The sequence below is a fragment of the Microcoleus sp. bin48.metabat.b7b8b9.023 genome (genome assembly GCF_013299185.1).
Classification (GTDB): Bacteria; Cyanobacteriota; Cyanobacteriia; order Cyanobacteriales; family Microcoleaceae; genus Microcoleus.
Genome location: NZ_JAAFKG010000055.1, coordinates 24,864 through 51,024, shown reverse-complemented (window position 1 = coordinate 51,024; position 26,161 = coordinate 24,864). Strand labels below are relative to the sequence as shown.

Annotated in this window: 23 protein-coding genes; 7 read left to right on the top strand and 16 right to left on the bottom strand. The window is 42.9% G+C overall.

Annotated features, from left to right (window positions below; all coding sequences use genetic code 11):
- Nucleotides 1–70: 70 nt before the first annotated feature.
- Nucleotides 71–631, bottom strand: coding sequence for a hypothetical protein (locus QZW82_RS25385; protein ID WP_293154643.1), 561 nt, complete (start codon nt 629–631; stop codon nt 71–73).
- Between the two features lie 68 nt (nt 632–699).
- Nucleotides 700–1,326, bottom strand: a complete 627-nt coding sequence (locus QZW82_RS25380; RefSeq protein ID WP_293154640.1) for a hypothetical protein — start codon at nt 1,324–1,326, stop codon at nt 700–702.
- Nucleotides 1,327–1,496: 170 nt separating this feature from the next.
- On the opposite strand from QZW82_RS25380, the gene QZW82_RS25375 reads away from it, so the two are divergent.
- Nucleotides 1,497–1,979 (top strand): hypothetical protein, encoded by a 483-nt coding sequence (locus QZW82_RS25375; protein ID WP_293154637.1) that lies wholly within the window; start codon nt 1,497–1,499, stop codon nt 1,977–1,979.
- 46 nt (nt 1,980–2,025) lie between these two features.
- Here the strand turns inward: QZW82_RS25375 and QZW82_RS25370 are convergent, their stop codons facing one another.
- The 9 genes from QZW82_RS25370 to QZW82_RS25330 are packed head-to-tail and all read right to left on the bottom strand — an operon-like array spanning nt 2,026 to nt 12,383.
- Nucleotides 2,026–2,613 carry a Uma2 family endonuclease gene (locus QZW82_RS25370; protein ID WP_293154634.1) on the bottom strand — a complete coding sequence of 196 codons (588 nt, stop codon included), beginning with the start codon at nt 2,611–2,613 and terminating at the stop codon, nt 2,026–2,028.
- Nucleotides 2,614–2,644: 31 nt separating this feature from the next.
- Nucleotides 2,645–2,785, bottom strand: coding sequence for a hypothetical protein (locus tag QZW82_RS25365; protein WP_293154631.1), 141 nt, complete (start codon nt 2,783–2,785; stop codon nt 2,645–2,647).
- On the bottom strand, nt 2,782–5,163 hold the full coding sequence (locus QZW82_RS25360; RefSeq protein WP_293154628.1) for a TIGR03986 family CRISPR-associated RAMP protein: 2,382 nt from the start codon (nt 5,161–5,163) through the stop codon (nt 2,782–2,784). Before QZW82_RS25360 ends, QZW82_RS25365 begins: the two co-directional genes overlap by 4 nt.
- Complete coding sequence (gene csx19, locus QZW82_RS25355) at nt 5,160–5,747, bottom strand: CRISPR-associated protein Csx19 (protein WP_293154625.1); 588 nt, start codon at nt 5,745–5,747, stop codon at nt 5,160–5,162. The genes QZW82_RS25360 and csx19 overlap by 4 nt, the downstream gene beginning before the upstream one ends.
- A gap of 2 nt (nt 5,748–5,749) precedes the next feature.
- Nucleotides 5,750–7,222 (bottom strand): RAMP superfamily CRISPR-associated protein, encoded by a 1,473-nt coding sequence (locus QZW82_RS25350; protein ID WP_293154622.1) that lies wholly within the window; start codon nt 7,220–7,222, stop codon nt 5,750–5,752.
- Entirely contained in the window at nt 7,222–8,781 is a 1,560-nt protein-coding gene (locus QZW82_RS25345; protein ID WP_293154619.1) for a CRISPR-associated protein Csx10, read from the bottom strand. Before QZW82_RS25345 ends, QZW82_RS25350 begins: the two co-directional genes overlap by 1 nt.
- Entirely contained in the window at nt 8,778–9,446 is a 669-nt protein-coding gene (locus QZW82_RS25340; protein ID WP_293154616.1) for an RAMP superfamily CRISPR-associated protein, read from the bottom strand. Before QZW82_RS25340 ends, QZW82_RS25345 begins: the two co-directional genes overlap by 4 nt.
- On the bottom strand, nt 9,409–11,085 hold the full coding sequence (locus QZW82_RS25335; protein WP_293154613.1) for a hypothetical protein: 1,677 nt from the start codon (nt 11,083–11,085) through the stop codon (nt 9,409–9,411). The genes QZW82_RS25340 and QZW82_RS25335 overlap by 38 nt, the downstream gene beginning before the upstream one ends.
- Entirely contained in the window at nt 11,082–12,383 is a 1,302-nt protein-coding gene (locus QZW82_RS25330; RefSeq protein WP_293154610.1) for a DUF1887 domain-containing protein, read from the bottom strand. The genes QZW82_RS25335 and QZW82_RS25330 overlap by 4 nt, the downstream gene beginning before the upstream one ends.
- An 83-nt stretch (nt 12,384–12,466) precedes the next feature.
- Here QZW82_RS25330 and QZW82_RS25325 point away from each other — a divergent pair, with 83 nt between their 5' ends.
- The 3 genes from QZW82_RS25325 to QZW82_RS25315 all read left to right on the top strand — a co-directional run bounded on the left by QZW82_RS25325 (nt 12,467) and on the right by QZW82_RS25315 (nt 15,413).
- Nucleotides 12,467–13,873, top strand: a complete 1,407-nt coding sequence (locus QZW82_RS25325; RefSeq protein ID WP_293154607.1) for a TIGR03985 family CRISPR-associated protein — start codon at nt 12,467–12,469, stop codon at nt 13,871–13,873.
- 476 nt (nt 13,874–14,349) lie between these two features.
- Entirely contained in the window at nt 14,350–14,676 is a 327-nt protein-coding gene (locus QZW82_RS25320; protein ID WP_293154604.1) for an MgPME-cyclase complex family protein, read from the top strand.
- Entirely contained in the window at nt 14,673–15,413 is a 741-nt protein-coding gene (locus tag QZW82_RS25315; protein WP_293154601.1) for a hypothetical protein, read from the top strand. The genes QZW82_RS25320 and QZW82_RS25315 overlap by 4 nt, the downstream gene beginning before the upstream one ends.
- 428 nt (nt 15,414–15,841) lie before the next feature.
- Here the strand turns inward: QZW82_RS25315 and QZW82_RS25310 are convergent, their stop codons facing one another.
- From QZW82_RS25310 to QZW82_RS25300, 3 genes are all read right to left on the bottom strand, one after another.
- Nucleotides 15,842–18,103, bottom strand: a complete 2,262-nt coding sequence (locus tag QZW82_RS25310; RefSeq protein WP_293154599.1) for a tetratricopeptide repeat protein — start codon at nt 18,101–18,103, stop codon at nt 15,842–15,844.
- Between the two features lie 316 nt (nt 18,104–18,419).
- On the bottom strand, nt 18,420–19,382 hold the full coding sequence (locus QZW82_RS25305) for an Rpn family recombination-promoting nuclease/putative transposase (protein ID WP_293154596.1): 963 nt from the start codon (nt 19,380–19,382) through the stop codon (nt 18,420–18,422).
- A gap of 171 nt (nt 19,383–19,553) precedes the next feature.
- A complete protein-coding gene (locus tag QZW82_RS25300; RefSeq protein WP_293154593.1) occupies nt 19,554–20,489 on the bottom strand; it encodes an NAD-dependent epimerase/dehydratase family protein in 936 nt (311 codons plus the stop codon).
- 229 nt (nt 20,490–20,718) lie between these two features.
- On the opposite strand from QZW82_RS25300, the gene dnaG reads away from it, so the two are divergent.
- Nucleotides 20,719–22,719 (top strand): DNA primase, encoded by a 2,001-nt coding sequence (gene dnaG, locus QZW82_RS25295; RefSeq protein ID WP_293154590.1) that lies wholly within the window; start codon nt 20,719–20,721, stop codon nt 22,717–22,719.
- A gap of 440 nt (nt 22,720–23,159) precedes the next feature.
- On the opposite strand, the gene QZW82_RS25290 is transcribed toward dnaG, so the two are convergent.
- Nucleotides 23,160–23,681, bottom strand: a complete 522-nt coding sequence (locus QZW82_RS25290; RefSeq protein WP_293154587.1) for a pentapeptide repeat-containing protein — start codon at nt 23,679–23,681, stop codon at nt 23,160–23,162.
- Nucleotides 23,682–23,693: 12 nt separating this feature from the next.
- On the opposite strand from QZW82_RS25290, the gene QZW82_RS25285 reads away from it, so the two are divergent.
- On the top strand, nt 23,694–24,260 hold the full coding sequence (locus QZW82_RS25285) for a YraN family protein (protein ID WP_293154584.1): 567 nt from the start codon (nt 23,694–23,696) through the stop codon (nt 24,258–24,260).
- A gap of 196 nt (nt 24,261–24,456) precedes the next feature.
- Here the strand turns inward: QZW82_RS25285 and QZW82_RS25280 are convergent, their stop codons facing one another.
- A complete protein-coding gene (locus tag QZW82_RS25280) occupies nt 24,457–24,846 on the bottom strand; it encodes a hypothetical protein (RefSeq protein ID WP_293154581.1) in 390 nt (129 codons plus the stop codon).
- Nucleotides 24,847–24,991: 145 nt separating this feature from the next.
- Here QZW82_RS25280 and queA point away from each other — a divergent pair, with 145 nt between their 5' ends.
- Nucleotides 24,992–26,122: a tRNA preQ1(34) S-adenosylmethionine ribosyltransferase-isomerase QueA gene (queA, locus tag QZW82_RS25275; RefSeq protein ID WP_293154649.1), complete on the top strand. Its 1,131-nt coding sequence runs from the start codon at nt 24,992–24,994 to the stop codon at nt 26,120–26,122.
- Nucleotides 26,123–26,161 lie beyond the last annotated feature (39 nt).

Genomic DNA, 26,161 nt, shown 5'->3' with positions numbered 1-26,161 from the left:
CAGGGAAACCAGGGTTTTGTAGGGGTAGTGCCCCCGTGCCTACCCTCCTTATCGATGATTTGCAAGCATTTCAGGAATTGGGGCAACCTGGCGTGGGATTGCCCCTACAAAGAATGAAATAGCCCTGATTGGATTTGAGTTTGCCTAACTGCCAGCGATCGCCATTTGATACAATTCCAAATACTTCTTGTTCAGGATTTTCATTCAGTCGCTGTGCGGCAATCATTTCAGCCATACACTGCGCCCATCCTGCCTCAAAATTATCCTGTTTTGCTTCAATTAACAAAAAGTAAGGTTTGTCAAACACAACATTTCCCAACGAAGACTTTTTCGCTAATATATACTCAGGAAATCCTGAAAGCTTTTCGTCATAGGTTAAGGATTTGTGACTCCACAAGATGAATTTTTGGCGATATTGCTTCCAAACTTCCTTTAAAACAGGATAAATCAGATTTTCGCAAATGGCATATTCCGAACAGTCGGCTGCACCATCTTGCATGACGATTTCCAAGTCTTCTCGGAAGTGATCGGGGATGTTGAATTCAGTTTCAATAATAAAGTTAGATTGGGTGTAGGTAATCTGAAACTCTTTGACAACTGCACCGATGGTGTTGTAAGCACTGAATGGCATAATCACTTGCCGGATTGAGGTTGCGTATTTTATTGATCTGATTTTAGCATGGGAAAGGGCGATCGGCTTTAAGTGCGATCGCTCATTTCAGCATCCAGCAGCAATTCACACTGTTGAAACACGTAATTGATCGCAGCAAAAAGTTTATCTAATTCTTGAATCGTATAAAACGTTTGATTGCGAGTAAAAATGTTGGATTTGAGTTTGCCTAACTGCCAGCGATCGCCATTTGATACAATCCCAAAAACATCTTGCTCAGGATTTTCATTTAGTCGCTGTGCGGCAATCATTTCAGCTAAACACTGAGCCCATCCATTTTCAAAGTTATCTTGTTTCGCTTCAACTAACAGAAAGTAAGGTTGTTCAAAAACAACTTTTCCTAATGAAGAACGCTTAGCCAAAATATATTCAGGAAATCCCGAAAGATATTGATCGTAGGTAAGAGATTGATGACTCCACAAAACAAATCCGCTATAATAGCGCTTCCAAACTTCTTTGATAACTGGATAAATCAAATTTTCACAAACTGCAAATTCAGAATTGTCAACCACTCCCTCTCGCATTGTAAATTCTAAATCTTCTCGAAAATAGTCAGAGACATGAAACTCTGTTTCTACTATGAAATTAGATTCGGTGTAGGTAACTTGAAATTCTTTGAGAACTGAACTGACGGTTTTGTCAGCGCTGAAGGGCATAATAACCTCCCAAATTGAGGTGAGCTAATGTACTTAGACTATTTTAGCATGGGAAAGGGCGATCGCCTTTGATAAGATAGGGCTGTATTAAATTGTGCAACAATCTGCACGGTTTTGAGGAGTTGCAGTTAAGCTCGTTGGAATAAACACCAATAACTGAGGTGAAATTAATGATAAAAGTTCGAGCGATCGCCTTGGCAACAGTTTGCACTTTACCGCTTGCTTTATCTCTATCATTTGCAGCAAGGGCAGACAAACCAAACCAGCCGTGTCAAGCTAGTTTAAATACCAGCAAGGGCACTGACGACGAGGTAAACAACTGTCCGATAACCGTGGGGCCGTTTTCGATTCGGGGAACATTTTCTAACTCGAAATGGCAAGCTTCTTTTTGGGCGTGGGAACCGGCTTATTACATCCTTTACGTTAAAAACCAGCGAGATGGTAGTAAGATTAACCTAACAGGTTTTGATGTTAAGGGTACGACAAGCAGACCGCAATATCGTTTCACCGATCGCGATCGAGGTATTACGTATATTGTAACTTTTCAATATTCAGACCGGAACGCGATCCGATTGGAAATTTATAGAAATAATCAGGCGATCGCCAATGAATTGCTGGTACGGGAATCAGATAAAGTGCTCGGTGGGCCTTGAGGAAGATTTGAGCGATGTCTTCTGTTTCGGTTGTGGCTGAGGCGAATTAGCCAGCCTCTAACTCTTGTTCAAAGGTAACGCCTTCATACACAAGGTCGATCGCACATTCAAACTCAATACTTGCTAGGGCGATCGCCTCACCAGCTTCATACTGACAGTAAAACCACATTTTACCTTCTCCTCGACGATAAACTTCAACGGTTATTTCTTCTGAATCAACTAAGACATATTCTTGCAAACTCGGAATCTGGCGATAATATTTAAACTTTTTTGTGCGATCGTAACTTGCTGTACTTGGAGAAAGAACCTCAACAATAACTTTCGGGTGTTGAATAAAGTCGCGGGCTTTCAAGTCATCAGGATTGCAAGTGACAACTAGATCGGGATAGAAATAGCGACTGTTTTTACGAGCCTGAACTTTGGCATCTGACACATAAGCTTCGCAACCCTTTTGACGTAGATGGGGGTACAAAGCCCTGTAAAAGTTGAGGTAAATCTTGGCGTGAGGAAGAGAGCCTCCTGTCATAGCCAGAATTTCACCATCAATATATTCATGGCGAATTTCTTGATGTTGTTCCCATTCTAGGTATTCTTCAGCCGTCATTTTTTGATAGTCTTCACGATTAGCAATCATAATTTGCTCCTTGATGGAATCTATTCCTATTTTAACTGACTATTAATTTTTTGTGATAATGGCAGTTTTTTGCAAGTGTGTGGGATGTGCGATCGCCCTTGGTGGGGTGAGGAGGGGTAGCGGGAGGGCGATCGCTTTCAATATTTTCGACTTGGGATTTAATTAACTTCATTCAATCAACTTCACTGTTCTAATACTTTCTCCTCTAGTTTTAATAATACTGACTTTGACAATATCGTTAATAGCCAGGGAAATAGTACGCTTATAAATCTCCTCTTTTGCCAGACAATCTGAGCCTTCAATCTCATAGGTAATGGTTGTTTTAAGTTTCTGACCTTCTTGTACTTTAATATCAACGACCTTAGCTTCAATCTCTTGTCCCTCAGAAAATAGTTGTGTTTCTTGGCTAATTGAATCTTGATGAGAAGGAGGAGATGGGCGATCGCAATCTAATTCCATTCCCATTACATCTAGAGGATTTGGTAGCACTCGACGTTCAAAATATTCATTTATTTTTCCTTTCTTGGGTATTCCAATACATTGTTTTTTGCTCGGATCGCATTCAATCTCCATATACCGTCTTTGCTCAAGATAATTTTGGCAAGGGTTGGCTTTCCAACTCAGCATAGCCAAAAGCATTTGAATTCTGCAAATGTCCTCAAACTTACCTGTTTGCTGAAGTTTTTCCAGCATATAGTTTTCAAAGCATTGCTTATAGTTTGGATTGTCCTTTAAAGTTTTTGTGGTGGGTTCCCAGTCGTTACTGTTGTCACTGAATAACTTGGTGTAGCGTTTTTGGCGATCGCTCTCATACAGCTTATGTTCAATTTTAACAGATCCTAATCCCAAAGGCTTACCCATGCCAATTTTAAGCCGATAGCGATCGTCTTGAGCAATTTCAAGTATCCACATCAATGCACCCAGTTCAACTTTGCTCAGATTTTCAAAGTGAATATCGAACTTAAAAGTAACCCCTTTATTAACGGGGTGAATCAAAGTTGTTTGAGTATCAGGGACTTGTTTGGGGGAACCAATAACTTTTTTGGGCGGTAGAAGTTTGAAATTTCGGTCACTCCCTTTATGCCAATACAGCTTGTGTCCACGAATCACTGTTTCTATAACAGGTTGACTCGCATAATGCTTTAATTTTGACGGGTGGGCATCTGAATTATTTTCTTCAGGCTGAACTAGATAGTGTGGAAAGCAAGTCGGCTTTGGCCCAGATAAGATTTGAGGGGTTAGCGGGGCATTTTCATACCAGATGCTATTTTGAACGCAGTGGTATAAAGCATCAGTTACAAATACTCTACCTGCTCTTTGTTTCTCAAATTGTTGAGGTATCTTATCGTCTTTAGATTCTTTTTTTACCCAACCAAAAATTGCATCAGCTAGATCGATCGAATCTAATTTTCTCAAATCTTTAGGAATAAAATCTACAACAGTAGTTGCATGACCATTACCTTCTGGAGAGTAGGGAATACGAAAATTAGGACTTTGACCGAAAAAGCCTACTATATTTTTTCCCTTTTCAGGAGGGCAGTAAAACACGGGACGATTTTCTTCTAACACTCCCCAATCCTTATCAAAGGGAGATTGTTTCTGAAAATCAGTTAGAGCATTACGATAATGTTCAATTGCTTTAGCATCTAGTCTTATTTTAGGAGAGGTTGAATTTGCTTCCAATACTGAACACTCAAAAACTACACAGTGATTGCGACGCGGCGAAGGTTCATTTCCTTGTTTCATTTTTCCACTGGTAACAAGCACACCTCTTTTATTTTTTAGATGACCTTTTTTTGGATGAGTGTCTGGCAATTCAATATTATGAGCAAATAAGCGTTTAGCTCTATCTGTATTATCTATAGCTACCCTTTCATAGCTAACAGGAATATACTGAGGCTCATATAGAGCGTTATTAAATTGTTCTAAATTTGGTAAGCTGAGAGAGTTTTCCTGCACCCAAGCAAATGTTGAACCGTTGTCAGTATTAGCAGGTTGGATATACCAGCCTTCATTATCTTTTTTGAGATAACCAGCTTTAATTATTTTAGGTTCAACATACTTTTTATATTCCTCACCTAAAGAATCTTTCTTAGGATTTGCCGCTACTGCACGGAAAAATAGTCGATGCTCGTCAGATACTCTATCAATTTTACTAAAACTCACAATTTCAATCAAAGTACGCAACATTCCTCGTATGCTACTACCTGGTATTGTCGGTTGCTGAGTTTTTGGGTTGACGAAAAAACTAGCTCTTTTATTTTTTATTTCATCTGGTAATTCTTGAAAAGATTTTTCACCATATTCTGCAAAATCATCGGGATGCCAACCACAGCGAGTATACAAGGGCGACTCAGTTGTTAAAGTGCATTCAATCCTACCAGTGTGACACTCTGAGTGATAGCGATCGCCACTTGGTAAATCTTCTGCGTTGACAACTGTATCGGGAAGTTCGACAAAGTTGTAAGGTGCGATCGCTCTACGTGGAATATCTTTTCCTTCACCGTCTTTGATAAATTCTGGAACATCACCAATATGTTTTGGATTCATGACTTAATCTCCTGTTTAGTAGTTAGATCGACAAGACGGCTGCGATAGATTCGAGCTAAGCCCGTTTCTTCCTCATATTTGATGTAGTGATGTACGAGCAAACGTACTGGTTTGACTAAATGATCGCCATTTAACTCGATTTCAGTAAATGGTACAGCGTGCTTAAGTCCCTGAGAGCCATCCGAAAGTAGGGTAAAATTATCTCGCTTGATGCCATTTGTCCCCCAAAGAATCTGACTTTCTGGAATTTTATCTTCATTTGGATTCCCAATGAAACGCCATTTAAACTTTGTCTCGCTAATCCGCCAAAATAGAATTTCACCATTTAAGCCAAATATGCGACATTGTTGCAGTGTGAGTAACCGTAATTTAGGTAAATCAACAAAATCATGCTTCTTGTGAAATATCTTTTCAGCAGTTGTTAACTTTTGATTATCAAACCTGCCCCAAATTATCCCATCTTCAGCATGAGCTAATAGGTAAGGTGTTTGTGAGGATACAGATAATGCTTGAGATTCTAACCAACTGTATAACTCATCATCATCTTTAAAATTTATTATTTGCGCCTGTCTATCTTCACTCATATTCACACCTCCTTACCTAATTCTTTTAACAAAGCCTTGACAAATTGTTCTAAGTCATCTTTAACTAAAGTTTCTGACTTGCTTAAATCCAATCCATCTTCAATTTGCAAATTTCCATTACTTTGTGTAATTTTCCATTGTTTCGGATGTTGTGGACGATTCCAAATTAAGTCTGCTTTGATTCCTTTCAAACGTCCTCGTCCAATGCTGCTTTCACCTCCCACAGGTAAATCGCTTGTCCACAAATCTTTCAGCAAGAGTAACAACAATCCAATTTGATGATCTTGGGGATTCCGCAACTCTAGCTCGATACAGACACTTCCTCCAAATATAGGTTGTTCGTCAAATAATGCGCCATGATATGCACCTCCGGTAAAACGGTCGATCGCAATTCTGTTTTGTACTAATTCAGTTGCGTTTTCAATCACTTTCTCGTGAACAACTAAACTGCTTGATTTTGCTTCCTTCCCTTCAACAAAACCAAATAGCTCTTTCACAAGTGTGGAACTACCGCCCAATGTGTTAACAATGCGCTCGGCTCGATGGCGTAATACTCCAGCTAAACTCGTACCGGATAATACTGGTAATGAATCTGATTTATCTGGTAGATGAGATTTCAAGTGTACAACATCGGGAGCGCGTCCCGTTGAGTCTTGACCGGAACGGATGAGGAGTGAACCTACTAAGTTGAATGTGGCGTGGATGAGGAAGCGATCGCGCTCATCCTTCTCATTCTCTAATGATACTCCCAGAGCAGTAGCAATTGATGAATAAGTTTCGCGATCGGGTAATAAACCTGTGCGCCAATGTTCAAAATTTAACCATGCCATTCGATCATCATGATTTTCCAGGTGAAAGTTCCAAACCTGCCAGTTTTTGACATGACAGCGACCAAAACCGCGCCGCTTTTTCATACCAATACTGATGTCGCCCTGCTCTAAACCTCGTAAAGCCAATGCCAACAAATTAATTAATGCTTGCTGTTTACTTTGACTGAGATTTTTTTCTACAGACAACTCAAAGCCGAGCTGAAATTCTGTTTCTGCTGCTAACAGTTCTAAATCGTATTTTTGACCCTTCTTTGCAGTACCTGTTATCGATTCAATTGCCACACCATCTCTTAATTCTATAACAGGAATCTTGCTGCTAATAGCATCATTGATAATTAATGGACTTTTTTCGCCGTCAGGATCGCGACGAGTTCCACCGAATAGGGTAGTAGCCCGATCGCAATTTTGTTCGCCTGCACCATACCCGTGTTCGCACTCGCGCAAGTAGTTACGCAAAGCACCTGTAATCGATGCACCAGTTAAAAGGGCACAGTCACTAACACTATCTCGTAACAATGCTAAATCCGTGGGACTATCTGCATCACCGCTTCCCAAGCAAGTCGGCGTATCTAAAATTAAGATGCCGCGTACAATGATGCGTTTGGCGATCGGATGCTGATTGCGGTTTAGGCGTTCTTGATTCATTATTTTTTCTCCTTAGTTGCCTTCTTCGCTACCGCCATAATCAGCCGCAGCGTATACTTTTGGGCTAGCTTATCTTGTCTAGCGCGATCGTCATCAAACCTTCGATCTACATCAGCAATTTTTACTTCGATTCCATTAATCCAATCTCCCGGATTAGCTAACCACTCGTCTAGTTGTTGTCTGAATGATTTATTGCCGATTTTTGTGCGATCGAATTGATTGCGAGCATTAGATGGCAAGTTATTTAGAAGAGATAAAAGCAAGTTGCAGTCACCTGTTGGAAGTGCCTGTTGTGCGACAGACTGAAGTCGAGAAAGTTGACTATTGCTAATACCATCTTGCAAACTTAAATATCCAACTTGTTTCTGAAGTTCCTGTTCTAGTTTTTGCTCCAACAATCTTTGTGCCATCTGTTCAGCTAAAAGGCGGGATACTTCATCTTTCAAAGGTGGCAAACTAGATGTATTAGATGAACTTGGGAAAATAGCTAAAAAATGTTCTTTTTTCAGCCCATTTATAGCAATTCGACCAAAACCATCTTCTCTTCTCTCTCCAATTCCATAAGCTTCAAGTTGTTTAATTTGTGATTCATTAATCTCAATACCTTCAAAAACGATCGCAGTTCCTGCTGCTAATGCTGGCACTTGAGGTAAAGGCAATCCCCATTTACGGTTAAATCCACCAATTAAAGTGCTACCAGCAAAAATATTGCTAGTTTCAGGTAATGAGATTTTTAACACTTCCTCGACAGCTTGTTTAATTAACATTGGATCGGCTACAGGCTGACCGCATTCATTCCTTAAAAGTGTATCGCTCAAAAGTGTAATGCTTAAATTTTCATCATTTTCACGCTCTTCTGCTGGAATTCCAATTTCATCCCAATGATTAATAATTTTTAAGTCGATAATCTTGGTATGTCCGTATCCGGCACTTTGGGAACCTCCTAACCAGATGTTTGGTTCGGTGACTAATAACATCTGAAGTGTGATTGCGTCTCTATCTTCGCAGAGGATTACTGATTGAAACTTTTGTCCCGCATCTAGGGCGTCGTAGCGGAAGAGTTCACCTTGATTGTCTGTAGAACGTCCTTTTTGGCGATCGCGAAAATTATGAATATTAATCCGCCGCTTGTCTTTGTATAATTTGACAACTCCTCGTTCTTTCGTCCAAAAGTATTCACCCACAGATTTAGGAGTTTCTGGATTGTCTCCTCTATCAATACTGAAATCATATACAGTTATAGATGAATTATCCTTAAGTTCATCATCCTTATCCTTGAACCAACATAAAGGTAGGGGAAGAGTGCGTTTCTTTTCCTGACTCAAAAGGTAAGCATTTAAGTAGCGCGTACTGTTGGCATCGAAGAACAATCGCTTCACTTCTTCGTTGGTTAAATCAAGTTCTGACAAGTGATTCTGCCTCATGTAACGCCCAATAATTGCACCGCGAATCATGCTACCTGGAATGTAAGAGTATGATACATCGCTGTTGGGATCGCCTTGAAATGAAGTAGCGAGGATTGGTTGCTGAGTATGTAATGTTAAAGTAATTGCTTTCATGCAACTTTCTCCTTAATTTCTTGTCCAAAATAGTTGGCGTAGCGATGCGTAATGTCATCACCGTTTACATCATGCAACGTACATTGCACATGACCGCGACCTCGATTGCGTCCGCTACCCAAGCGCCGAAGTGCTAGGGAACCTACGGCTATAAGTGACAACATCTCATCACTTGGCATCTTCTCAAAAATCAAGTCAGAAGTGAAACAAAGGTCGCGCAAAACTACACGAAATGAACGCAAACTACCTTCATCGGGTGTACCGGAATGTGGGTCTATAGAAGTTTGACGACGGATAGTTGTTAGGGAATCAAGTACCTCTGTTTTTGTTAAAGTTTCATCCTTAATCTGGAAAGCAACTGCTTGACGTAAATCCTCTGGCAAACAAGCATCACCTACATGAACTGCGCCCGTTGTCCCTATGGTACTGCCCAATGTACCGAACAAATCGCAAGCAACTCTTTCCCAAGATGGGCGATGATTAGTCAACATTGCAATTAAGTTATCGCCTTCTTCACTCAGCAATCCCTTGAGAGTACGTCCCCGCAAGTACGGAAAACCAAAAGGATCGTGTTCCACTTCTTGGTCAATTAAACCTGCGACTCCATCTCCCCGTCCAAAAGTTGTATCACTCAGCAGTTTTATTTTCAGTCGGTAAATCGGCATTTGATTCTTCCCTCAATGAGATATAAAAATCCATGGCTTCAATGGCATCAAAATAACCACAAACTCCATTCAGCCAACCTTTCTCAGCTAAACTTTTATTTTGACCGCCAAATTCTGGAAAAAGAGGTAGTTGCTCATCCTTGATTCTGTAGTTTTTGAGAAACTTCTGCGTTCCTTCAATTCCTTGACGCAGTACATCTCTTAAGGCAATCACCTTATTTCGACGATTTTTCCAATCTTCATCTTCATTTAAGTGTTTGACTACTTTGCTGAAACCTTGCCAAGTACGCCAATCGCTATCGATTTCTTTTTTCAAACTAATAGGTCGCATTGACAAACTACCTGCTGGTACTTGAAATTCGCGATCGCGAATCTCAGAAATTGACCCAATTAAGCCACTGGCTGCCAAATGCCAATCCAAAGCTGAGAAATCTTCTTTACCATAGTCTTTCCTTTCATCTTTAACAAAGCTTTTAGCTTTTCGGCACAAATCTTCGCTTAGTTGATAAGCTCGTGCAAAGGGATAGTGAGTTTTAACAACACAAATTCCAGCACAAGCCTTGATAGGCAGACCATCGGCAATGGGCTGGTTTTCAAGTGCTTCAAGATAAATTGCAGCCAATTCTAGCCCTAAGCGTCCATCACAAACAAATGTGACATCATCACCACCATAAACTAGAGGACGAAATGGTAAGTAATTATCTCTTATTTCAAACTGTCCCTTTACCTTTCTCTTCCCATCTGTATCTACATCAATGGAATTAACCAGTACCTCTACCACTTTTTTGAGTGCATTGATGCCAGCCTGATTAACACTGTAGGAAAGTTTACGCATGGCGATGATGTAGTTGCGATTAGACAGCTTTTCGCCAAATTTTTGAAAGCGTTTTCCCATGCTATTGCCATCAGCATGAATCACAGCAACATAGCTGGAATCCCCTTCCGAACGACCCATGTAGTCAGTTTTAAAGGGAAATTCGTAAATTCCTGAAGTAGTGTTGAGTAATTTTTCTCGAAGTTGACGGTTTGCTAAAGGAACAGCGTCCAGTTTTTTCTGGATTTCTCTAGAAATAAGATAGGGTTCATCATCTTCAAATTTTGCACTTTCACCTACAGCAACTAACTGAGTCGATCGACAAGTTGCAGTCACGCCCAAACCCAGCAATGGTGCAGAGGGTATCCGGCTGCGCTTTTTGGAATCCAAGTCATTTTTCATCAAATTCTGAACGATATCATATAGAGATTGACTATCCCAATCAAATTCTTGATGAACAGCTACAAGATTAATTCCTGGTGCTTCTTCTAAGATTCGCTTGCTCAAAATTTGAGTAAATTGCACGGCATATTCCTTGTCTGAAAACAACAATACTGTATTGCCACCACCTGCATAAACTAATTCAGCAGCTAATTCATCATCTTCAATGTAAGGTTTTGCCTCTGGTTGATGTTTCTCAGGATCGAAAGCGTAAATTTTTTGCTTTATTTTTTCTTTCAATGTATCTAAAGCATTTCTCCCCCAGTTGTCCGTTGCTTGAGAGACTAGGTAGGATGCACCGATATTTTCGCGCAAGCGGTTACTCCCAAAAATGTACGGTTGAATTCCAGTGGTGTCTAGTACAGTGACAGTAAATTTTCTCATTTTGCACTTGCATCCTTATCGTTTTGCTGAATCCATGCTTCAATTTTGCTCGATAAATCCATTAAATAGTCCCGCCCAAATACAGCTATCTTTTTGTCATCTAGTACCGCTAGTTCAGCTTTGAGTCCATCAGGTTCGTTAGTACAGCAAATTAAAGCTACTCTTGCCTCATCTCCACCCATTTGCCGCGCCCGTAAGTAGGCTTCAAACAGCTTTACTTTACATAAGTCTCTTTTGCTAGTTGTTGAAACAGAAATTGCGAAAAGCTGATAACCTCGTGTAAACGCCACATCGAATTCAAATCCGTCTCTAGTTCCAGTAAGAGGAACTTTAAAATTAACTCCATAGTCCTTGATGGAATGTCGATCGGCAATATTTTTGACTTGTTGCAAAACATGATGCTCTAGCCAGAAACCATCGAGCCAATCACAAAAATGCTCTAATTTACTGAACATATTTTTATTTTGCACTTCTTTTAACGACAGCTTATTATCAGATATAATATTTTTTGAACGAAATGCTGTCAATATTTCTTGAGGTAATTTTTCCAGAGGTATTGCTAACTCTAGCAAAGCTGTTTGGCTCTTCCAATCACCGCAATCACCATTTTTTTTCTTCTTACGTGCCTCTTCACGGAAGATGCCATAGTACCAATCAAACCATTGCTTTGCTTTATGTTCATCCTTAAAGACTTCGGCGAGTGCTGCGGCTAAATCTGGTAAATGGGCTTCTTGTGTAGGATCTGCTTTCAACTCTAAACCGTGAATTTGAAAAAGTTCTGCAAGTTTGACTTGCAGCAATTCTGGTTTAACTTTAAGAGTAATGCGAGCGCCATTTTCTCGATCGATACACATCTCCAATCTACGGGGGTCAAGATAGCTAAACACAGTCTGGGGAAGCTCTTTGCTCAAAACTGCTCTGTAAGCGTGTACAGCCATCGCCTTCGTACCGCCCGTATAATTCAATCCAATTTTTCCATCCTTGATAGTTTCTAACTTAGAGCGAATTGCCTTTTGAATCTGATAGGCATCGGCTTCGCCATCGTTGAGCGGCACAAGTTGAGCTGTCTTTAAACCAATTGGTTCGCTACTCAATATTGTTTGCAGACGCTTGGCTGGCTTATCTGTAGCAGTCGTATACACAAGGTAGGGTGTACCTCCTGGATTTAACAAAAGTCTCGCCGCCACATAATTTGGCAAAGGGTTCTCGCCAATCAGCAAAAACAGGTGGTCAACTTTGTACTTGTCGAACTCAGATGTACTCATAAAGCCTGTCTCTCCGTCTTGCTCAACTTTCACGCCGATTATGGCATTCTATCGGAAGGGGGTGCTTCCGATCGCCCTTAGGCTATAAAAACACAACACCAATTCCTCAAACCACCGTGCACCCAACCTTTCCCAATCCCCCCAACCCCCAAATTTTACAACAGTTAGCCAACGGCTCGATCGACCAAATGCAAAATCTGACCCGCGCCATCAGGTTATGGGTTTTGTTAAGTTGGCTGTACAGCGACGAGGGATATAATGCCCTTGCAAATTCCTTTACCTATGCTGATTGGCGCGCCGCTTTCTTTGGCGAGAATTACAAAGATGAAAAGCAAGAAGATATTGCCAACTATCCAGATCCAAATTGTGCTTGCAACAAAACAACGCAACAGTGGTTGATCGAATGGAACGTGTCTGTAAATGAGTGGCGGCAATCTTTACAAAAACACATCGCAATTTGCGATCGCGATTTAGACGAACTCTTGGCAGAAAAGTTATTCGCTCAAGTTCGCAAATCTCTGCAAAATGATTTCGATTTGCTGGTGACTCGGGATTTGCTGAAACTAATCGCTGATGCTCCTGGCAGAAGCAAGAATTATCGCCTATTAGAAACAATCCCGTCAATATTTAATGAATCGGAGATCTCGAATTATGAGAGCAATTTGAATTCTAAAGCACAGATTTATCTAGATATGTTTAGTTTTCTCGATCCGAGTTTGCCTTTGTTGGCAGAACAAGTTGTAGCAGAAACAGATGAAGATAATCATCGGGTATTTTTGTACGTTGACTATCTAGTACCAGAATCCAGTCTCCTGGAAGATGCTGTCGATCAATTTCAAAGTGAATTGCAGGAAATTTGGGATTCCGGGCAAATTCATCCTTTAATAATTACTTATTACAGCGCTCACCAAAATAGCAATAAGGAGTGCGTTGTTTATCCTGTTTGCATTTACTTTATGGAACGAGCTAAATATTTGTGCGGCTATGGTAGCACTCCGAAAGGTGATATCAATTGGTACAAATATCGGCTCGATCGCATTATTTGTAAACGCATAGAACGGCTAGATTGGCAAGATACCCGCGTACCGCAATTGTTAAGGGAAAAATATCGGGAAAATAACCTGCCAACTCCCAAAACAGTTAATGATTTGTTAAAAGAAGCTTGGGGCTGCGATTTTTATAAAGAAACAGCGCTGATGGTATTGCGGTTCGATCGCACTTTTGCTCAATCCTACCTGCAAGGAATCGCCATCCACAATACTTTTACCGCCATAGACTGCGATCGCGCCGCCACATTAATCAAACAATATACTCCCAACCCAGACAATCGACAGATTCTTTTAGATATACTTCAGTCTCGTCCTAGCACCGATATTTACTACCAAGTCAAGTACCGACTTACAGACTACTATGTCGTCAGATGGTTGCGAGCCTTGGGTTCACAAGTTGAAGTTTTACTACCTTGGGATTTGCGGCAAGAAATGGTTATAGAAAGTCAAAATACTTGGAATTTGTATAAATAATACAATACCACAAGTTGAGCATAAGGGGCGATCGCCCTTGACGGAAGGGAGCTCCGTAGCGCGATCGCCGATCGCCCCAAGCGACACACCAAGCAATACACCAAGCAATACCGATCGCAATACTGTCCATATGCAAACCACTCCTCATCCGGTATGACAGCCCAAGATTGCCTTAATAATTTGTAATTTTTTAACGTGCAACTATATCTAATTTACTATTATCACCTGAATTTTCCACAAAAATCAACCCCCAGAAAAATAATCTCCAACTCCCCCAACTTCCCTCAAACCAATCATTTTTCAGACATAACTGGCGCTGCACCTACCCAAAATGACAACAAATAAGGTAAAGTAAACGGCACAATAGTCTAAGGTTCTCGAACTGCCACAACTCGGCAAATTCACCCTTAATCGACAAAACTCACAGATACAGGCGACATTCACCGCCAACTACCAACCCTTAACAACCGACAAAAATGCAAACCTACTACTACGTTTTAGCCAGCCAACGCTTTTTGCTAGAAGAAGAAGCCCTTGATGAAGTGTTTAAAGAAAGAACTCGCAACTACCACGAACAAGAAAAACAAATAGACTTTTGGTTGATCAAACAACCCGCTTTCCTAGAAACACCGGCAATGGCAGCAATTAAAGCAAAATGCCCTCAGCCAGCAGCAGCTATTGTTTCCACAGATCCAGTGTTCATTACCTGGTTGAAACTGCGATTAGAATATGTCCTGACTGGTGAATTTCAAGCACCGTCAGCAACTATTCCCGATGCCCTCGCATCGCTACAGACAGCATGAGTAATAAACAATCACAAAAATCTACAGCGAAGTTAGGAATATTTAGGGGAAAATTGTACAATTTTATTGTGTCTATCCCCCTATTTTCTGCTACTTCGATCGCAATTTTGACATTGACAATTTTAGCGAGTTCTGCTAAAGCTCAGTCAAGCTGCGAACCACCGAAGTCCGACGAATATCTACTGTTGATTGTCACCCGAACACCCGAACAGCAAGAAAAAGCAAAACGCTCTTTTCCCGGAAATAATGACAATACAGTTTGTCGGTACATTAACGATACTGTGACGCGGGTTGGTGGGTTTCGTAACTCGCAAATTGCGATCGATTGGGTTAAATACATCAAAGATGTTGTCGGATTGCAAGCTTACGTAGTTCGATCGCCCGCAGCAGCACTTCCCCAAAACCTGCCAGTCTACAACCCCCAGCCAGCAACAGGTTCAGAACCAATCGCCAATCCCCAGACTGGGAATAGTGGGTTCAATCCCCAAGCCCTCGGCCCCGGTTATGCCGTGTTAGTAGATTACTTCAATCAACCGGAATTAGCCGGCCAAGTCAAGCAAGCATTGGGTACCCAAGTAGGCTTAGCTTCCTACGGCCAACGTCCCTTTTTATTCGTTGCTTATACAACGGATCAAAACGCTGCTACTGCGGCGGTAAAAGCATTGAGCGATCGCGGTTTTTGGCCGATGTTGGTAGACAGCCGCCGTGTTACGGTAATTAGTCCTGCTGTTAGGTAAAACTATGTTTGTAGATAAGACGGCGAATAGAATTCGCGCCTATACAAACGATGTCCGCCTCTGCTGATTAAAGAAAATAACGTAATTCTACTCGCCCGGTTTCTTCAACCCGCGCAGGCGGGTTTTGTTTGTATAGACGCGAATGACCTTCGCCCGGTTTCTTCAACCCGCGTCGGCGGGTTTTGTTTGTATAGACGCGAATGACCTTCGCCCGGTAACGTAATTCTATTCGCCCGGTTTATTCAACCCGCGCAGGCGGGTTTTGTTTGTATAGACGCGAATGACCTTCGCCCAGTTTCTTCAACCCGCGCAGGCGGGTTTTGTTTGTGTAGACGCGAATTATATTCGCCCAGTTTCTTCAACCCGCGCAGGCGGGTTTTGTTTGTATAGACGCGAATGACCTTCGCCCGGTTTTGCTAATTAACAATTTATGGTTTTTGGGGCGGCTGTGGGCTGATTCCGGGCTGACTTTCGGCTCGCTTTTTTGCTTCCATTGCGGCTCCATAATCCGGCTTGTAGCGGATTGCTTTGTCATAGGAGGCGATCGCATCTCCGAATCTTTTTACCGCTACAAGGGCGTTACCGCGGCTGTACCAGGCTTCCGAATAGTCGGGTTTGACATAGACAGCTTCGTTGTAAGAGGCGATCGCATCTTCGTACCGCTTCAAATTGTACTGAGCATTACCTCTATTGTACCAGCCTTGAGATTCTTTTGGATTTAAATCCAAGGCTTTACTGTAACACTCAATAGCTGATTCGTACTTGCGTAACTCGTGGTAAGACCAACCTAAGTTATACCAGGCTTGATGATAATCCGGTTTTAATTTAACAGCTTTTTCGTAAGCTTCTACCGCTTCTTCATGGCGGCGCATCTTCAGCAAAGCGATACCTTTACTGTACCAAGCTTGATAAAAATTAGGCTGAAACCGCACGGCTTTTTCGTAAGCTTCAAAAGCTTCTTGGTTTTTATTCAATTCTAAGAAAACATTGCCTAAATTGTACCAAGCGTCAGAATTGTCGAATTTGATTTCAACGGCTTTTTGATAGGATTCTACAGCGCGATCGTACTGTTTCAAATTTTGGTGAGCTTGGCCCCGATTGTACCACGCACGGTACAAATTAGGCTGAAAATGCACGGCTTTTTCGTAGGATGCGATCGCCTCTTCGTACCGCTGCGAGTCTAATAAAGCATCGCCTCTACCTTCCCAGGCTGCGGGATAATCCGGCTGGATTTTCAAAGCATTGTCAAAAGATGCGATCGCCTCCTTGGACTGCTGCAACTTATCCAAAGCATAACCGCGTCCCGTCCAAGCTTCTAAATATTCCGGCTTTAATTCTATTGCCTTATCGTAAGCTGACTGTGATTCCTTGTATTTTTTCAACTCATATAAAGTTTTAGCTTTTTCCTGCCAAACTTCCGCATAATCCGGGCGGAGAGTTATGGCTCGCTCGTAAGCTGCGAGAGCTTCTTCAAATCGGCTTAAATTGTAGAGAGTAATTCCTCGATTGTGCAAGTCAGTTGCATTTGCCGAATTAAAAGTATTGACACCATAAATTGATGCTATAATGCTGATGCCAATAAAAGCGGCGATTGCCCCTATTTTAAAATATAGTTTTTGCTGCGGTTTAGGCAGCTTTTTTGCAGCAACAACCGGAGGTAATATTGGAACAGTACCGCTGAAAGATTTTTTCAATTCTTTAATAGCTTCCAGTGTTTCGCCGGCACTGGAATAACGCTGCCGAAAATCGTACTTTACCATCCGATCTAAAATCTTGGCAAATTCAGGACTCACCGATGCTTTGTCGTGCCAAATAATTTCCTCTGTATCGGGATTTTTCGGCATTTGGTGGGGATTGATGCCCGTGAGAAACTGAATTGCGATCGCACCTGCTGCATAAATATCGCTGCTGAGTTTCGGATTACCGTGAGATTGTTCGCTGGGCATATAACCGGGAGTACCAATGCTCACACTTAAGCTATTCTTGGGCTGAGGATTAGTAATTTGAGTAGTAATTTCCTTGACTGCGCCGAAGTCAATTAACACTAATTTACCATCTCGATCTCGGCGTAGGATATTGCGCGGATTGACATCGCGGTGAATCACATTTTGCTGGTGTACAAAATCTAAAATTTCCAGAAGTTCCTGCAAAATTCCAATCACTTCATCTTCTTTCATACCTCCAGCATTTCTAGAAGAACCCCCCCCAGCCCCCCCTTGGTAAGGGGGGGAGCCAACTCCAGCCACCCCTTGGTGAGGGGGGGAACCAACTCCAGCCCCCCCTTGGTGAGGGGGGGAGCCAACTCCAGCCACCCCTTGGTGAGGGGGGGAACCAACTCCAGCCCCCCCTTGGTAAGGGGGGGTTTGGGGGGGTATAATTTCTTGACTTAAATCGTGGCCTTCGATAAATTCTTGAACTAGATAAAACTCTTGATTTTCTTCAAAGTAAGCAAAAAGTTGTGGAATGCGATCGTGATTTCCCAACTTATATAATACTTGTGCTTCCGTATCAAACAAACGTCTTGCTATCTGTAAAGTTTCGGGATCCGTTGCTTGAGGTTTAAGCTGCTTGACGACGCACAGGTGATTACCTGGTAGCTGCTTATCTTCAGCTAAATAAGTTTGAGCAAATCCGCCGCCTCCCAAATGACGGATAATGCTGTAGCGCGTGCCGAGTGTGATTCCAAGCATGAAGTTTACCTGATATTTCCGAGTTTTTCTCCCCTTTCGGAATAAAACATGGGTTGGGGGAGAGGTTTTGTATCTGATTCAGTTTAACTAATTTGCGATCGGCTTTACAGCAGAAAGTCTATCAAAATACCAGTAGATTCTGCCGACAAGTGGTAAAATCGTCAGTGCATCATGTTGGTAGTGACAGTTGCAGTTTAAAAAATCATCTGTTCACCATTTGAATTGTATGTCAAAAAACAATCCAACTCTTGTGGGGTGGGCTTCTAGCCCGCCCCTAATAGGCAATGTTTATTTACACAACAACTTAGCAGTCAGTTTATTGAGAATTAGCCTGCAACCAAGCTGTTAAATCTTCCGCGCTTGAGAAATCTAACAGGGCTTCAGCTAAATTCTCTAATTTGTCGATCGACAATTCCCCGATTCGGGTTTGAGTATCCGGGTTTAGTTGACCTAAACGGCGATTCAGCAAACGCATAGTGAACTCTATTTGTCCTTGTTTCTTGCCTTCTTCCCTGCCTTCTTCCCTGCCTTCTTCCCTGCCTTCTTCCCTGCCTTCTTCCCTGCCTTCTTCCCTACCTAAAGCCACAGAACCCTGCTGATCTTGAATCAAAAACTCTTGACTCTGCAAGGTGTTAAATTCCTCTAGTGTTAAACCAACTTGATTGGCAATTTCAAAAGCTTTTTGAATTTCGGGGACTGTAGCCATTATTTGAGGTACTTCATTCAAGGTGCTAGTGGTTTTAATAAAGTAAACCCACTTATCCGCGATTGTTTCTAATTCCTCTAATCCTTTCTGGAATTTGGGCAACTCTACAAATACTAACTCCATCTGATTTTGGGGATAATCAGACAGGCGTCTTTTTTCTTTGAAAACAAAACGCGAAATCACGTCTTGAGAATCGTTAAACATTTCAAAATCTGTGATAGTCAAAGCAATCACAGGCCGCAATTGCCGATAAAATTCTCCCATTGTTAGTTGCAGTGCATAAGTTTTGGCAGCATTGTACAAAACCCGCTTGCTAAATGCCTGCACGTTCAAAACTTGCATTTCGATAATTACGAATGTGCCGTCGTTTAGTCTGGCTTTGACATCTAAATAGCTATTTTTAAGTTCGACTATCGGGGGGAGTAGAGAAGGATCGATAATTTCTAAGCTTTCAATAATGGCTTCCCCATCATTGAGCAGGGCATTCAAAAAACTAATCAGAATATCTGTGTTTTGATTCGAGCCAAATATTTTCTTGAAGGCAAAGTCTATTTTGGGATTGATGAATCTCATATTATTTTTTACCTCAGATATTTAGAGTGCAGGCTGTACGCTTTACTTTGATTTAACATGGTTGAGACGCATGGGCTAGAAACCCGGTTTCTATGATTTTTGGCAACAATAACGATAAATCCACGAAGAAACCGGGTTTCTGATGCGATCGCGAGTCAGTCCTATTTTAGTTTAAACGGATTTCAAAATCTCGTCATCGACGGAAAAATCTATCTCAGCTTTGTCCCTTCCCGAAATTAGATAATCATTCTGAAATGAATCTTTCAATCCCGAAACTAAGTCAAACTCCGGTTTCCAGTTAAGTTCGGTGACAGCTTTGTTAACTGAGGCGAAAAAGTGCTGCAATCTCATGGGGAAAGCTTTCTTTTTGCCGAAGTCAAATTGTTTCGGATCGTAGTGTACAATCTTAATAGCATCGGGTGATTTGCCTGCGGCTTGAATGCAGGCGCGGGCTAAACCGTCAAAGGTGACAAATCGATCGCCCGAAACGTTGTAAATTTGCCCGATCGCCCTTTCGTTACCCAAAACCGCCGCCATCGCACTCGCCAAATCCTGACAGTGCCCCAACTGCGTGAAGTGCATCCCGTTACCAGGAATCGGAATCGGGCGATCGCGCGCAATGCGATCGAAAAACCAAGCCTCTAAATCGTTATAATTTTGAGGGCCGTAGATGTAAGTCGGGCGGATCGAAGTCCAAGGCAAACCGGACTCTGCTAAATAATTTTCCGTGTCGCACTTACCCAAATGTCGGCTTTTGGGATCGGTAGCGTCTCCTTCGATATGAGGCATTTGGTCGGATTTCAAATAAACCCCCGCAGAACTCATATAAACAAAGTGCTGCACCCGCCCCTTAAATATCTCAGCTAAGGGCTTTGTATCGCTCAGTTCCCGACCGTTGTTGTCAAAAACCGCGTCAAACTCAACCGCCGATAACTGTTCTTGCAATTGTGCAACATTTGTGCGATCGCCCAAAATCTGTTTCACCCCCGCAACCGGCACAGGCTTGTTGCCGCGGTTAAACAACACCACTTCATGACCTTGTGCTGCTAAAATCTTAGTAAGATAAACTCCAATAAACCGAGTACCGCCCATCATTAAAATTCGCATTATTTCCGATGCTCCTTACAGTTAGTCTCAATATCTTACAATAAAGCGAGTATCTTGCTTTGCAAGCACTTGGCGATCGCATCAAGCTTAAAGAAACCGGGTTTTTAAACCGAATATCCGGGCGGAAACCTGTGTATTTTCGTAAAAAACCCGGTTTCTACGTACCGAAAAAGTCAAATTGTGCGATCGATCAAAATAAACATAATTTAAACTGATCTAACATAGTCCTATGCAAGTACCCCGGCTGCACCCAGAAACCATCGAAGAAGTCAAACAAAGAGCCGACATAGTAGACGTTATTTCTGGTAGAGTCATCTTAAAAAAACGCGGCAAAGAATTCGTCGGCTTGTGTCCGTTTCACGACGAAAAATCTCCCAGTTTCACCGTCAACCAAGCCAAACAAATGTACTATTGTTTCGGCTGCGGTGCAGGTGGAAACGCCTTTAAATTCCTCATGGAATTAGAAAAACGCTCCTTCAGCGAAGTAGTATTAGAACTAGCAAAAAATTACCAAGTCCCCATCAAAACAGTCGAACCAGAACACCGACAAGAATTGCAGCGCCAAATTTCTTTGCGGGAACAACTCTATGAAATCTCAGCACTAACCGCCAAATTCTACGAACACGCTTTACGGCAATCTCAAGGAGAAGAACCCTTAGCATATCTCAAATCAGAACGCAAGCTCAGCGAAGAAACTATCCAACAATTTCAACTAGGTTATGCACCCCAAGGTTGGGAAGCACTTTACAGTTATTTAGTAGAACAAAAAAACTATCCGGCGCAATTAGTAGAACAAGCCGGATTAATTGTACCGCGCAAATCAGGAGGAAGCGGCTATTACGATCGCTTCCGCAACCGCATCATGATTCCCATTCGCGATACCCAAGGTAGAGTCATCGGTTTCGGCGGGCGAGCTCTCGGCGACGAACAACCGAAATACCTCAATTCTCCCGAAACAGAACTATTCGACAAAGGCAAGACTTTATATGGCTTAGATACAGCCAAAACAGCTATTAGCAAAGCCGATCGCGCGATCGTCGTAGAGGGCTACTTTGACGCGATCGCACTTCAGGCAGCCGGCATCTCCAACGCCGTAGCATCACTCGGCACAGCCCTGAGTTTAAACCAAGTGCGGCAGTTATTGCGGTACACTGATTCTAAACAAATTATCCTCAACTTCGACGCCGACAAAGCAGGAACCAAAGCAGCAGAGCGTGCCATTGGAGAAATAGAACAACTCGCCTATCAAGGAGAAGTACAACTGCGGGTACTCAACATTCCCGACGGCAAAGATGCCGACGAATACCTCAAAACCTACTCCCCAGAACAATATCGAGAATTGCTAGACAATTGCCCTTTGTGGCTCGATTGGCAAATCCAAAAAATGCTCGTCAATCAAGATTTGAAGCAAGCGGATACTTCCCAGCAAATCACCAAAAAAATTATTAAATTATTAACCAATATTAGTGACGACAATCAGTTATCACATTATCTGCAAAAAAGCGCCGAAATCCTCAGCAAAGGAGATTTTCGACTCACAAAAATGATAGCAGAAAACTTGCTAAATCAAGTAGTCAGCGATTGGGGACAGCGGCTGAGTCAAGACGAAGCTTTGACAATGCCACTGTTGATTAGAAACAAACTAAAGCCGAATAAACAATATAAAAAACAGCGTGCAAGCAGCGACAGCAAAAGCTCAAAAACAGGCTTTTCAGTAGCAGCCCGCAGTTTGTTAGAAGAAGCAGAAGCGCAATTATTGCAGATTTATTTGCACTGTCCCGAATACCGTCAAGAAGTCAGAGAAGCCATAGAAGCTAGAGACGTACAGTTTAGTTTGTCCCATCACAGATTTTTGTGGCATCTGATTGTGAATGCAGAAATATTGCACAATATCTATTTACAAGCAGCGCCTTCTGAGTTAATATTAAAATTACAAGATAGCTTTATTGAATATCCGACCCAACTCAATCAAATCTCGCATTTATTTCATTTAAACGAGTTTTCGGAAAAAAATGTATATCGCGCGCCTTTAGTTATTCGATCGGCGATCGCCTGTATCGAGCAAATCATCAGCATCAAGCGTCGCCGGATTGCGATCGATATGTGGCAGAAAACCGATGCTGCTATAGAACATTACCAACAAATGTGCGCCGAACAAGAATGGATAGAGGAATTAGAGCGGCTGCGTCAAGTTAATTTTTACGATTTAACCTCCCTACCTTGGGCTTGAGTGGAAGGACTAAAGTCCTCACTACAAACCAGGTTCGTAGTGAGGACTTCAGTCCTTCCGGGTTCGTAGTATTCGTAGGGTGTGTCGCCATGCTCAATCCCTGCATTAAATCGACAATTCAGATAGCGACGCACCTGACACACGGGGTAGAGAAAAAAATAATTCTTGTCTTTCTTGTCTAACCAGGTTTTTTGTAAATGGTATCAGGTGCGTCGCTATGAGATTATTCATTGAATTCAGAAATTTTCGATGTATAGCGGTTCTCAGAAAGATTCGCGGACGTTGTTGGGAAGAGAGCCCTATACGTCTAAGCGGTTATACTGATGCCAGTCATACCTCATCTTTTTGAGAAAGGCTATATCCGCACCCTACAAATTACCTTCAGTCCGCGGAGGCGGACATCGTTTGTATAGACGCGGTTTCAACCGCCGTCTTATCTTTTAATAATCACAAAACAGAGTTTCGCGAGTCTCTCTACCAGTCACCGGATTAGTACCTTTTGCAACCTTACAAAGCTTTTCGATCATATCGTCTCGGAGCAGAGTCTCAGTAAAATCAGCACCGTCAATCACAGCTCCTTCCAGTCTGGTATTGTAAGCAAAAGCACCCTCAAGGATAGCATTAGTTAGATTTGTTTTCATCATCCGAGCCAAATCCAAAGTCGCACCCGTTAAATTAGCGCCTTCAAAATTTGCCTCTTCCATATTGGCACCAAACAAGCTCACGCCACGCAAATCTGCATTGGTAAAATTGCTGTTGCGAAGATTAGCTTTATTAAAACTGTCGTTAGTCAAAACTTTTCCACTAAAATCAGCACCAACTAGGATTTCTTTGTCGCGATCCAAGGCGAAAGCAGGTGCGGGATTGATGGCGATCGCCCCAACGGCAATTACTGCTAAAATAACAAAACTCAGCAAGAAAGTATAAATATTTTTGCGATGTTGGCGAATTCCAGAATTCATAAGTTAAAGCTAATGGGCAGCAATGACAGTTCAGAATTGAATTCTACCAGAAAGCGCTCCTCTTCGGTGGTTCCCGCCGCCTCCCACTCTCCCCAACCGGCAAACTCTCGGGATATCGGCACGTTGGGAGAAAACTTAGTCGCCGAGTGGTTGCAGCAGCAAGGTTGGGAAATCCTGCACCGCCAGTACCGCTGTCGCTGGGGAGAGATTGACATCATCGCCCTCGGAAGAGATGAATCAAGCGAAAACAACCCAGGAATTCGCGATCGCCAATTCCCAACATTAGCCTTTGTAGAGGTCAAAACTCGCCGTCGTGGAAATTGGGATGCTGGCGGAATCTTGGCTGTTAGTGCAGCAAAACAAGCCAAACTTTGGCAAACCGCCGAAATATTTTTAAGCACTCGTCCAGATTTAGCAAATAATTCTTGTCGGTTCGATGTCGCCTTAGTCAGGTGCGAGCCTTCATCGCAAAAGACCAAGCAAATATTACCACCAACGACAGCGAACTCTCAATCCGCCCTTGCCGGAAACTACCGGCTTACCCTGCAAGAATACATTCGATCGGCTTTTAGTGATTAGAAATGTCAAATTAAAAATTACAGGCTAAAATTAAAAAGTAATACCGCTTGGTAATTTTTAATTGTTAACTTGCCTTGACAGTAGCCCATTGGTTTCTTCATCTTTAACAGACGTGGAAAAAGCGTTAACTCCTCTGCCCCTCTTGCCTTCTCCCGATCGGACTGTGCGATCGCAGGCAATTGATCTGCTCCGCAGTCTAGGCCAGAGTTTCCGGGCAATATCCAAGACCCTTGACAAACTGCTGGCGAAACGCTTCAATTTCTTTGCGGTCTGGGCTTCCGTGACAAACCACGGCCACCTGGTAGCGGCGCATCACGCTCAGCGGCGACTGTCCCGTTTCCAAGCTCCACAGTGCCATTTGCAAGCGAATTTCAGGATCGTAAGGAATCCCGACTTCGTTCATAAAAGCCCGAAAATCCCCGTGCATTTCTGGAGTCAAATATTGGCTCATTTTCACCTTCACTACCCAGCCGTCAATTTGGTGAATAACAGTGATAAATTGCAAAGGAAGATGACTAGCCGTGCGTAGGTAATCCACGACTCTCAGAGTGAGGCTAGTATTGGCGATGTAGTAGAGGTATTCCATAACTATCCTTCGAGCAAAGCTGATGCTACACCTCTATAGTCGCGGGCTATACCCGCCACCACAAGGGGAAAAGCACCCGACTTGGGATGGGGGTTTTTACCCAATTTGTTACCGAGCTGACAGATTTTTGACAGGAATTCACCCGATGACAGAGATTGACTGGTCTTTGGACGCTTATGATTACGAACTTCCGCCCTCGTGCATTGCCCAAAATCCCGTAGTGCCGAGGGACAGTTCTCGGTTGTTGGTGGTAGATTCTCCGAGCAGCCACCAACACCGGATTTTCCACGATTTGCCGGATTTGCTCGAACCCGGAGACTTGCTGGTACTGAACAACACCCGTGTTCTGCCAGCGAGGCTCTACGGGCATAAACCCAACGGCCCGGCTGTGGAGATATTGTTGATGGAAGAACGCCAGCACAACTGCTGGCTGGCTTTGGTTAAACCCGGGAAACGCTTAAAGTTGGGAGCCAAAATTGAGTTTGAGCCCGCCTCCTGTGATGACTCTGCGGAAGGGCCTTGCTGTTGCCTTCCCCAGGCTGTGGGAGTCGATCGTCGATTGACTGCTACAGTAATTGCTAGAGACGAGCCAACAGGAGGACGGCTGTTAGAGTTTGACATCCCCACAGATTCGACTCTGACGAAGTTTTTGGATGAATACGGCCACGTACCCCTGCCTCCGTACATCGAAAATTCCCAAGCTGCGCCGGAACAGTACCAGACTGTTTATGCCGAAAAGCCTGGGGCGGTGGCAGCTCCGACAGCAGGCTTGCACTTCACCGAAGAATTGTTCAGCCGCTTGGAAGAGCGGGGAATCGAAAAAACTTTTGTCACCCTCCATGTGGGAGTCGGAACGTTTCGCCCGGTGGAGGTGACAGACGTGACGGCTCACAAAATGCACGGCGAATGGGTGGAAGTACCCGCCAGCACCGTCGAGAAAATCCGGGAAACTCAAGCCCGAGGCGGGCGGATCTTTGCCGTGGGTACGACAGCAGTGCGAGCTTTAGAGGGAGCGGCGGCGGCGAGCGAAGATTTTTCGTTGCAGCCTTTTTGCGGCCAGACAAATTTGTTTATTTATCCCGGTTACAAGTGGCGGGTTGTAGACGGGATGATTACCAATTTTCACTTGCCGCGCTCTACTTTGATGATGATGGTAAGCGCGATGATTGGAAGGCCTCGGCTGTTGGATTTGTACCGAGAGGCGATCGAGAATCAGTACCGATTTTATTCTTTTGGCGATGCCACGATTATTTTACCGATGGCAAGGAACGATTAACTCATATCTGGCACCATTCTCAAGGTTTCCTTTAGGGCG